General features: G+C 57.8%; 11 protein-coding genes. 4 read left to right on the top strand and 7 right to left on the bottom strand.

Going from position 1 to position 9,442, the window contains the following annotated elements:
- Positions 1 to 95: 95 nt before the first annotated feature.
- From AAAX34_RS09345 to rhuM, 3 genes are all read right to left on the bottom strand, one after another.
- Positions 96 to 707 carry a nucleotidyl transferase AbiEii/AbiGii toxin family protein gene (locus AAAX34_RS09345; RefSeq protein WP_349111058.1) on the bottom strand — a complete coding sequence of 204 codons (612 nt, stop codon included), beginning with the start codon at positions 705 to 707 and terminating at the stop codon, positions 96 to 98.
- Complete coding sequence (locus AAAX34_RS09340) at positions 707 to 1,249, bottom strand: hypothetical protein (protein WP_349111057.1); 543 nt, start codon at positions 1,247 to 1,249, stop codon at positions 707 to 709. Before AAAX34_RS09340 ends, AAAX34_RS09345 begins: the two co-directional genes overlap by 1 nt.
- Before the next feature lie 184 nt (positions 1,250 to 1,433).
- Positions 1,434 to 2,378, bottom strand: coding sequence for a RhuM family protein (gene rhuM, locus AAAX34_RS09335; protein WP_349111055.1), 945 nt, complete (start codon positions 2,376 to 2,378; stop codon positions 1,434 to 1,436).
- Positions 2,379 to 2,811: 433 nt separating this feature from the next.
- On the opposite strand from rhuM, the gene AAAX34_RS09330 reads away from it, so the two are divergent.
- Positions 2,812 to 3,312: a hypothetical protein gene (locus tag AAAX34_RS09330; RefSeq protein WP_349111054.1), complete on the top strand. Its 501-nt coding sequence runs from the start codon at positions 2,812 to 2,814 to the stop codon at positions 3,310 to 3,312.
- A gap of 213 nt (positions 3,313 to 3,525) precedes the next feature.
- Here AAAX34_RS09330 and AAAX34_RS09325 read toward each other — a convergent pair whose 3' ends face one another.
- The 4 genes from AAAX34_RS09325 to AAAX34_RS09310 all read right to left on the bottom strand — a co-directional run bounded on the left by AAAX34_RS09325 (position 3,526) and on the right by AAAX34_RS09310 (position 7,498).
- Positions 3,526 to 5,307: an ATP-binding protein gene (locus tag AAAX34_RS09325; RefSeq protein WP_349111053.1), complete on the bottom strand. Its 1,782-nt coding sequence runs from the start codon at positions 5,305 to 5,307 to the stop codon at positions 3,526 to 3,528.
- Positions 5,308 to 5,350: 43 nt separating this feature from the next.
- Complete coding sequence (locus tag AAAX34_RS09320; RefSeq protein WP_158571031.1) at positions 5,351 to 6,625, bottom strand: SIR2 family protein; 1,275 nt, start codon at positions 6,623 to 6,625, stop codon at positions 5,351 to 5,353.
- Positions 6,618 to 7,109: a hypothetical protein gene (locus AAAX34_RS09315; protein WP_349111052.1), complete on the bottom strand. Its 492-nt coding sequence runs from the start codon at positions 7,107 to 7,109 to the stop codon at positions 6,618 to 6,620. The genes AAAX34_RS09320 and AAAX34_RS09315 overlap by 8 nt, the downstream gene beginning before the upstream one ends.
- Positions 7,110 to 7,234: 125 nt before the next feature.
- Positions 7,235 to 7,498: a phage holin gene (locus AAAX34_RS09310; protein ID WP_349111050.1), complete on the bottom strand. Its 264-nt coding sequence runs from the start codon at positions 7,496 to 7,498 to the stop codon at positions 7,235 to 7,237.
- Between AAAX34_RS09310 and AAAX34_RS09305 the strand changes: the two genes are divergently transcribed.
- From AAAX34_RS09305 to AAAX34_RS09295, 3 genes are all read left to right on the top strand, one after another.
- Positions 7,446 to 8,141, top strand: coding sequence for a DDE-type integrase/transposase/recombinase (locus AAAX34_RS09305; RefSeq protein ID WP_349111048.1), 696 nt, complete (start codon positions 7,446 to 7,448; stop codon positions 8,139 to 8,141). The genes AAAX34_RS09310 and AAAX34_RS09305 overlap by 53 nt on opposite strands.
- 48 nt (positions 8,142 to 8,189) lie before the next feature.
- A complete protein-coding gene (locus tag AAAX34_RS09300) occupies positions 8,190 to 8,312 on the top strand; it encodes a hypothetical protein (RefSeq protein ID WP_349111047.1) in 123 nt (40 codons plus the stop codon).
- 88 nt (positions 8,313 to 8,400) lie between these two features.
- Positions 8,401 to 9,330 carry a hypothetical protein gene (locus AAAX34_RS09295; protein WP_349111045.1) on the top strand — a complete coding sequence of 310 codons (930 nt, stop codon included), beginning with the start codon at positions 8,401 to 8,403 and terminating at the stop codon, positions 9,328 to 9,330.
- The last annotated feature ends 112 nt before the right edge of the window (positions 9,331 to 9,442 follow it).

The raw sequence follows: 9,442 nt of genomic DNA, 5'->3' as shown, positions 1-9,442 counted from the left end.
GGCAGGGGCAGACGGCCATCCGGAGGCGCCCGATCGGCGGCCCCTCGGGGCTTGCCCGTATCGTAGGCAATGCGCCGAATGCTCGCCATCGAAATTTATCGATGACCTATTTCAGACTGTAATGGGGGATTTTCCATGAAACGCTCCATGAAACGAGTTTCCGGGGCCGTTCGGATGCCGTGGCGCAGCAGGGACTTGAGCTTCTCGGCGAACACCTGCTCTTTCGAGTTCGCAAGCAGGCAGACGCCCTCCTGCCGGTGTGCCACGTCGAACCACAGCTCGTCCTGCTCCATCGCAGCGCTCGCGTGGACCCCCAGGTCGAGCTTCGTGTCGAACGTGCTGCGCCCGTCGCTGACCTTGAGGTTGACGCGCCTGCCCTTGTAGTCCTGCTGCGACAGCTCCTCTATCTCGCCGGCGATGCGGACGGTTACGCCGTCGCCGAGGTTCGAGAGGGCGGACACAAAGGAGCGAATGGAGGAGTCGGTCATCGGGTACCGCACGAAGTCGAGGTCTATGTCCTGGGTTGCGCGGCGCCCGCTCCCCGACAGCGCGCACATCAGGACCCCTCCCTTGACCGTCACTCGATCGCGCATGCCGGATGCCGCCAGCTTTGAGAGGATCACGTCCTGGCAGACGCGCGCGGTCGCGTTGAGGCAGGAGTAGCCCTCCTCGCGCTCGTAGCGCGCCCTCATCTCGTTCAGGTCCATCAGAATACCTCCTCCATGGCGCGCTCGAGGTGTGCCTCGCCGTGCGGGATTGCCTCCGCGTAGTCCTGCAGCCTGTATATGTCCAGCCGCTCCGACCGCCTGCGGAACGAGGCGACGGCCTCCCGGTAGAGGTCGTAGGGCAGCTTGTTGCGCGAGCGCATGAGCTCGAGGAGCATGCGCTCGGGGTCGTAAGCGGCAAGATCGGTCTCGTCCACCGAGACGGTCGACCTCCCGACGCCCAGCCATCCCTCCGGGATGAAGTGCTGGCGCACGGCGGCGTCGCGTATCTTGGTCCCACCGCGCTTCGTGGCCAGGTCGATCCGGTCGGGGGGCGCGGTCACGAGCCCGTGGGCGTAGAGCGCGGTCTGCCCGGTCAGGATGCCCCCGGGGTAGCGCTTCGCGATCACGGCGAGGGCGTCCTCGTCCCGGTTGGTCGAGTACATCCCTCGGCCGACGGGGTGGAGCGTCCCTTCCGACACCGCCTTGCGAACGCGGTACCTGCTCCCGAGTTCAGCCAGCGCCTCCCGGTAGGTGATCACCATGCCGACCTCCCCTCGAAAGCCATATAAGCCTACATCTGATGACAATTGTAGGCTTATATGGCTTTTCATGGAACGACTCATTGCGGCACCTCCCTCGCCATGACGGTGCCTTACTTTGATGGCCCTTTCCTCGTTTGCATCTGCTATATGAAGGAACGTCGATTCTGGTGCTCGGGCGAAGGCGCTACGCGATGAAATACTCCACCAGCGTAACCATGGAGTCCTTCTCGCTTGGGTCAGAGAGGGCAATCATGAGCGTCATGGCCGCGAGCGCGTTGCCCTCCACGCGGAGTCTTTCGCCGTTGCGCAGTATCCCGTTCTTGTCGAGGAAGTGAATGAAGAGCGCCGCTGCAGAGCGCTTGTTGCCATCCAAGAATGGATGGTCCTTCACTACGAGGTAGAGAAGGTTGGCGGCCTTTGCTTGAACGGAGGGATATAGGTCTTGGTCGCCAAAGCCCTGATAGAGGGCGCTGATGATTCCGGCGAACTGGTTGTCCCGCTCTCGTCCGAACAGGGTGGACGACGAGTAGAACGGTAGGCTGCGGACGACTTCGAGGGCTTCGGTGTAACCGAGCTCCCAGTTGGGCTCGTTGCCCTGGGGCGCCTTCATCCTTCCCGTGTCGTATTCATCGAGCAGAGTCAGGCTCGGAAGGTACTTCTGTAGAATTTCTGCCGCACCGGAGAGTTCCGGAGTACTCGACCTCTCGAGGACCTTGAAGACCGTTCCGAGCGCCTCGAGTCTCTTTTGGTTGATGGAGTATCCCTGGAGTAGATGCTGCTTGAGCACGCCATTTGCCCACCGGCGGAAGTACACGCCCTGCTGAGACTTCACGCGGTAGCCAACCGAGATGATCATGTCGAGGTTGTAGTGCTCGACCTGACGTTTGACCGTTCTTGTTCCCTCTAAGCGAACTATTTCAAAAAATGAAATAGTTCGAATTCCGGCAAGCTCTTCCTTTGCTGCGGAATGAATGTGCTTGGAGATAGTCGGCACTCCGCGCCCGAACAACGTCGCCATCTGCTGCTGGGTTAGCCAGACCGTATCGCCGTCGACGCGCACGTCAAGGTGGACTGCGTGGTCGGGGTCCTCGTACAAAGCGATCTGCTGGCTTGCGTTGGAATTGTCCATGATGTATGCCCCTTCGGTTTAGTCGACATGCTATGATCCGCACGCCGGAGGACGAGTGGTTTCAACATGCCGGTATTGCGTAGCTTCAACCGGCATCCCGCCGGTCAGTCGGCGTCGCGTGCGCCGGCTAAGCCAGGGTCGGGGCAGCGGGGATCCGCGGCGCCGGCGCTTCGTACCATTGGGGGCCTCCGAAGCGACTTTCACTCTGTCTTATTCTGGTAGATACAGTGTACCACGAAACGCGAACATGCGTACGTATTTCTGTTTAAATTTTAGCTGGACGCGGCGGTGTGTCGTCCTCTGCCTTGTTCTCCGAAGCCAGCTGTATTCCGGGCCGCGGTTCTACAAGGCAGGGGGTAGTCAGATGGATAGGATTATCCTTCTCCTACTTCTCTTGACCTTCCTGGTCATCCTGAGCAAGTAATGGGCTTTAGTGGGTGCCAAGCTCTACTTTGCTGGCCATTTGGTTCAGCTAGCTGGCATTGTGGTCGGCGTGCGCGGCGCCCTTGCCCATGCCAACTGGGACTTTCGGCAAAGCGCGAGGGATATCTTGCCCGTGCCGTGCACCCGGGCAACTTTAGCGCCGTTACGGGCGCCTGCCAGATGGTCCGTCGCGACGTTTATGAACGGGTTGAAGGCTGCGACGAGAAGTTTGCCGTCGGTTTTAACGATGCTGATTTTTGCCTGCGCGTATGGGGGCTACCGCACCATCTTTACACCTTATGCTGAGCTGCACCACTACGAGTTCACTTCGCGCAGCAGGGAAGAGGCCAGCGAGGAAAAGCTGCGCCGTTGGAAGCGCGAGCAGGCACTGTTTATGCAGCACTGGCTGGAGTTCTTCTTGACGGGTGATCCGTGGCTGGGGCCGAACCTTAGCAGCGAGTGCGTGTATGGTGCGCTGAAAATTACTGTGCTTGTTCTGGCTTGTTGCTAGGCGTAGCGCGCGTCCCGCCGGTTGAGAAGCTCGCAGTAGTTCGACACCGCCTCTACCTGCGGCGCCTGCTCCTGCGGCTCCTCCGGCTGCCCTTGCTGCCCTGCGGCTTACCATCCTACTCACCCACGTATGACTCCCGTGCCCCGAGCGGGCAAAAGGAAATGCCCACAACGTCTCCGTTGCGGGCATTCTCCGGGCCGGCCACAAATAGCTTTATCGAATCCGATTGCTCTTCATCATCCGGATCGTTGGCGTCTCGTCGGCAAAGTCATCGTCTATCTGTAGTTCAAGGGGCACCGTAATGGAGCTTCCCAGCGCGGTCGCGGTTCCCGGGGCGAATGCGGGAAGGCGCATGACCTGGCCATTTGATATGGAAGGGATATTGCGGCGAACGTAATCGAGGTCGTAAGAGTTCTGAATGCGGTGGATTATGAAGGTTCCCGTCTGAGAGAGCACGACGCGGGAAAGCTCACTGGGGATTTGGCTGATGGCGGTAAGGTAAATGCCAAACTTACGGCCCTCCCGTGCAATTCGATTGAACACTGAGTCGTCTGTCAGGTCTGCATCCCTGATATAGCGATGCGCCTCGTCAAAAATGAGATAGATGGGTGTCGAGGAGCCTCTTCCTGCATCTAGGCTAGCCTGAAAGAGGGTGCGCGCAACGTAGTGGGAAAACAACTTCAATCCTGACTCGTCGATTATCTGAGATACGTCTAGCACAAGAATGCCATGCCCCTTGTTTAAGAGGGCAGCAATTGACTCGCCCCGCTCAAGTGAGAAGAGGTCTTGCGAATACCTTTCCCTAAGGTTTCTAAGCTGAGTAACCAGCCCCTCTGAATACGACCTTATCTGACGGTTGCCTCGCACTTCTTCTTCGTCGAACACGAAGTCAAGCGCATCAACGACGTCAGAGATTGAGACCTCGCTTTTAGGTTTTTCGTACTCACATAAGATGCGTTCGATATTGGGAAGTCCATCGGACATGTATTCGTCCTCGATGAACTCCTTCAAAAGGGACTCAAGCCCTTCGACGACATCTTTCGATATGTTTCCGTATTCCAGGTTGAAAGACACTAACAGGTTATGAGCGGTCTGAGGGCGAGAGAAAGGTCCGGACTCGCGTTCGAGAATCTTGTTAAGTTCTCCCTCAATCGGCTGGTAATACTTTGAGACCTGAAACTTCCTCGCTGCGTGGCTATCGATGCTCGTGTCCCGAATTGCGGTATATGCAAAGGCAGCAAATAGCTTCTTCTTGCCCTCCTCGTTGAGGTGGGAGTATCTCACGGCCCTCTCAAGCAGAGGTTTCTGGATGCGTCGCGAGGGGTCGAGAATAGCTGACCAGTCATCCATCGACAACTCTCCGGGCGCGAGGTGGTACTCATCAGCGCCGATTCGTCTCGTGCAGCCGTAACCGCCGCGCGTGAGAAAGTCATAATCGCCGTGCAGATCGAAGACGAAGAATCGGGGCTCTGCATCGAGCGCGTCCTCGGCATCTAAGAGCGATGCCGCCCTATCAAGCAGGAGCCGCGCGGTTGAGGACTTTCCCGAGCCGGTATTACCGAGAATAGCGAGATGACCAGAGAACAGGGAATCGATATCAAAAGTGGGTCTTACTGAATCGTACCCAGCGAGGGACCCAATCTCGACTCCTTCCCGCACGCAAAAGACCCTCTTGAGGATTGATTCATCGCAGGCATAGACATTGGAGCCGACCATGGGGAGGTCTACTACGCCGGGCACGTAGGAAGATCCTTCAATCTCTCCAATGGGGACGGCGGTGAAGATATAGCTCGTGCTAAACCTCGACGAAGGCTGGTCGGAATACGGCCTCTCGGCCTCTTCTACGGAAGTCACGCGAAAAATGATCTTTGTCGAGATAGAGAGATAGGAAAAGAGATATTGATTGAGCCCGTTTAGATGCTTTGGCTCGCCATCGAGCATCCGGTCTGAAAAGTCGGAACGTGATGCGCGTAGTCTTATCTTCTCCTGATCCATATAGCAGATGGTGCCGATGAGCCAACCCGGATTGGGAACCTCATTAGTCATTCTTGTCACCAAGCCCCAAAGATCCAGATGCCACATCGTCTCCGAAGGTGATCTCGGGCCCGATAAAGTCAGCAAATTCCGAGAAGTATAGCGGGCGCTTGCGGTCCAGTTCCCTTTCACTTGGATATACGAAATAGGTGTTCGCGCCACCTGCCTTATCGTAGAACACACGTGTAGGGGAACCGACATCTGCTTCTGCCGGGTTGCCGATAAAGGCGAGGAGCGTGAAATCGGGCCTCGCAAGAGCCTGGCTGATAAGGTTTGATATGTGAGAGTCCGCGAAGCTGAATCCACAAGTCAGAAGGACTGTGTTGGGGACGGCGAGGGCATTTACGAACTCGCGGAACATATCGCTATAGGGGGAGCCCTGGGTCAAGGCGTATTTGGAAGTCATCGGGGCGATAAGTTGTCTGTCGCCTTGGTACTCGTCGGTGATGTCGGGAAACCTGGGGACCCTTACGACGTTTCCGTCATAAATCCTCCAGTTGATGGACCCGTGCATCTTGTAAAGGCGAAAGAAGGGGTTCACCGGTTCGTAGTGATCCCTGAATCTCTCGTCGAGGTCAATCGGCCTGCGATGGTATTCCCGCGGGTTGAATGTGGGTATCAGCCCGTTCGAGAACCCGTCCACATAGGCGTAGCCGCTCGATTCAAGGGCCATCTCATGAAATAGGTCGTAGTTTGTTGTGAAGAGATTAACGACGTCGAAGGCAGCTTGACCACCGCGCGCAAGGATCTGTCGCGATACGCCAAGTCCCTGAACAAACTTACGATAGCTATCAAGGACGTCGGAGTGCTCCGCGCTGTATTTGATGTCGACGGACTCGAGAAAGGCCTTGCGAACTGCATCGGAAACCCTCTTGTCGTCATCGGCGCTATCTAGAGAGCCCTCGATGCGCTGACTCAGCCACGAGAGGAGGTTCTCTATGTTCGAGTACTTCGCAGGGTCTTCGTTATCTCGACAGGCAATTTTAGTTATCCGACTTTCCAGAAGGATAGATAGATCGGGATCGTTGAGCTTGAGGTCCGCTCGCAAGTTCCTGAAGGTTTCACCCATCAGGGGAATGGCCGGAGTAGATGCGCCAGAGCCGATAAGCGTGGCTAGGTTAATCGACCTGGAAAGAATGCCTTGAACAAAATGTCTGGCTTCTACCGCGTTTACCTCACGCCTTGTTGCACCCCTCTGCAAGGTAAAAAGGGGTTTGGAGGATTCTTTCTGCATATCGGAGGACACGTTGCCCGGTATGTTTATTGCGTTGTCAGACATGCATGCTCCCAATAAACTCAAGAACTCCTGCTCGAACTCGCCCGGGAACTGAAACATCCGCTCCTTGCCCCCGATGCTCACGTAGATCGAGCCGCCATCTATCCTCGTCACGGTGCCGGCGCCCCATGCCTTGTGGCGCACCTTGCACCCGGCTCCCAGTGCGTTCAACTGGGCCTTGTTCGACGCCGGCCGCGCCGCTGTCGGCCGCGGTTTTCGGCTTCTCTGCGCCAGCCTTTCTCGCCGCGACGGCACCGTGTATGCAGTCGGTCGCGCTCTTGCGGTAGCGCGAGGCCACCACGGAAAGCTTGCGTCGCAGCACCTCAGCGAGGAAGTTGCCGTTGTCGTACGGCGGCTCCAGGAACCGGGAGTCGATGCGCTCCGTCTCGGATTTCACCATGTCAAGCATGGCGTTCACCTCGCACTCGTTGGTGAAGACCTCGCCAACGTCCTGAACGCGCTCCTTTGATTTATCCTGTACAGCCAAAAAACACCCCTTAGCCCATGCCGGCGGATCAGAAAACCGCAGCATAAAACACTAGTGAACAATTCTAACAGAAGGTGCGGACGCAATATTGCATCTGTTCCCAAGCGGAGCCTTTGCAGCAACCGTCACGGGACGCAGGCCAACCGTTCATTATTATGCCCCCCCAGCGGAGCAACCACTGCCACGTGCTCGCCCGTCTGGGGCCGCCCGCGCCGAACTTGCGTTCGCTCCGGGTGCCGAGCTGGGTCGGTCGCGCCGCGGGCCGCCCATGCGCGTGGAATGGCCTCGTAGCCGAGTCCCAGGTACGCGAGCACCGGTGTCGCCGCCGCGCCCGCGATGCCCAGCCAGAACGCCAGCGGCTTCGTGCGGACCCTCCAGTTGATGCCCATAGGTCTTCTCCTTCCATGGGCAATTCAAAGGGGCTGGTCGCCTGCGCGCCGCGGAGGAGGCGCAGGTACAGCCCGTACGTGGGCGAGGTCTACGTGGCGCCTGGGAACACCTGCCTGGACGAGAGGGGCAGACACCGCTTCGCGGCCAGCCAAACGGGCTGTGGGTCACAGGCATCACGGAATTCCGCATCCCCGCCGGCAAGTGCACCTCTCGCCGGCGATCAATTGCTTCAACGGAATGCCCGTCGGCTGGTCCATCGGCACGCCCCCGAACGCGGTGCTTGCCAACTCATCGCTCCTGCGGGCCTGCTCGCAGCTTGCGTATGGTGAGCACCACTGGGTGCACTCCGACCGCGGCAGCCATTACCGGTGGCCCGGTTGGATCGCCATCTGCGATGGGCACGGCATCGTGCGCTCGATGACGAGGAAGGGGTGCTCACCCGACAATTCAAGGGCGGAGGGCTTCTTCGGCAGGCTGAAGGTGGAGTCCTTCCACGGAAGGGGCTGGGACGATGCTGGCATGGGGGAGTTCATGGAGATGCCGGACGCCTATCTGTTCTGGTCCCGCGACAAGCGCCGCAAGAGCGACCTGGGCTATATGAGCCCGATGCAGTTCCGAAGAAGCCTAGGTCCTGTAGCGTAGGAACACAGTCCGGGGTTTCCACTGCAGTCCCCGGTGTTCAGTTTAGCCTTGACAGAAGCAGTCCACCTGGAGCGCAACGTCGCGGAGTGGTGCCGCCACAAGCGCGTCGGGGGCGCCGCCGTTGCCGCGCTGAAGGCCGCCTTCATGGACAAGCTTGGTAAGGTCGCGTAGGATATCGGTCGACGACGGCCCTGGAGGGGCTTACGCCACTATTCGTGACACAACTTGCCCTCCATGTGTAATTGGCTAAATTGTTAGTATGCAGGACACGTTAGCGACTTATAAAAGTTGCACGGTGATGGGGGAGAGTTTGGGACGATCAAAAGGGCGCAATTCAAAGGTTGAGCTTCTGCGCATCATCTCGATGTGGTTCATAGTGGCTCATCATTTCGTGATTCATAATGCTGAGCCCATTTCTGTTTTTCCGGGAACACTTACGCGCATGGTGCTGCACGGCGTGCTGTATCCCTCGGGGCGTATTGCCGTTGCCGTGTTTTTTATCATCACGGTGTGGTATCTGGCCGACGCGCAACTGACACTTAAGGGTCAGCTGCGAAGGGCTTGGACCCTGCTGGGACAAATGCTCTTTTACAGTGTGCCGCTCGTCCTGTTCTTCGGTGTGTTTAAGGCGGGGGATGGTCTGCAAGCTGAAGAGCTGATGGCTGCCGTCTTTGCCCCGCTCGCCTCGCTGTGGTGGTTTCCTACGGTGTATATTCTGCTGATTCTTGTGGCGCCCTATCTGTTCGACGGGTTGCGTGCCCTGACGAGCCGGCGGCTGGGCGAGCTCTGCATGCTGCTGATCGTGCTATATGGCGTCTTGCCCGTTGTGCCGTATTCGACAATTGGCGGCTTTGTTTCCTCCCTGACGGGTCAGACGGTCGTGATCGCGTGCGTGACGTGTTGGTTTAAGTGGCATTATCGCGGCGGGGCGGATGCGAGGGTTTTGGCGCTGCCCGTTCTTTCGTACGTTGCTGTGTACGTTTGCTACTTTGTGGCTCAAAAGGACGTGCTCCTTTTGAGCGCTTTCGCTTCCAGCGTGTACGGATCGGTGGTGACTAATCCTGCAAGCCTCTTGTCGCTTGCGATCGCACTTCCGGTGTGCTTGTTTGTCTTTAACGCTCAACCTGCGCATTGGCCTGCTGTCAATTACTTGGCCACGTTGTCGTTTGGCGTATTGGAGTGGGTATGATGAATTGGACACCTAGTTAAGAGCGAAAGGTGTTCAAGATGACCCAAAGAAGAAAGCGATACGACAGGCAGTTCAAGGTCTCGGCGGCAAAGGTGGTCCTGTCCGGGGAAAT

This window comes from Collinsella sp. CLA-ER-H4 (genome assembly GCF_040092395.1).
GTDB lineage: Bacteria > Actinomycetota > Coriobacteriia > Coriobacteriales > Coriobacteriaceae > Collinsella.
This window is presented reverse-complemented; position numbering and strand designations above follow the sequence as displayed.

Excerpts from the sequence above, each read along its gene's own strand:
- AAAX34_RS09345 (WP_349111058.1), bottom strand. The coding sequence starts at position 707 with ATGGACCTGAACGAGATGAGGGCGCGCTACGAGCGCGAGGAGGGCTAC.
- AAAX34_RS09340 (WP_349111057.1), bottom strand. The coding sequence starts at position 1,249 with ATGGTGATCACCTACCGGGAGGCGCTGGCTGAACTCGGGAGCAGGTAC.
- rhuM (WP_349111055.1), bottom strand. The coding sequence starts at position 2,378 with ATGGACAATTCCAACGCAAGCCAGCAGATCGCTTTGTACGAGGACCCC.
- AAAX34_RS09325 (WP_349111053.1), bottom strand. The coding sequence starts at position 5,307 with ATGGATCAGGAGAAGATAAGACTACGCGCATCACGTTCCGACTTTTCA.
- AAAX34_RS09320 (WP_158571031.1), bottom strand. The coding sequence starts at position 6,625 with ATGTCTGACAACGCAATAAACATACCGGGCAACGTGTCCTCCGATATG.
- AAAX34_RS09305 (WP_349111048.1), top strand. The coding sequence starts at position 7,446 with ATGCCCAGCCAGAACGCCAGCGGCTTCGTGCGGACCCTCCAGTTGATG.
- AAAX34_RS09310 (WP_349111050.1), bottom strand. The coding sequence starts at position 7,498 with ATGGGCATCAACTGGAGGGTCCGCACGAAGCCGCTGGCGTTCTGGCTG.
- AAAX34_RS09295 (WP_349111045.1), top strand. The coding sequence starts at position 8,401 with ATGCAGGACACGTTAGCGACTTATAAAAGTTGCACGGTGATGGGGGAG.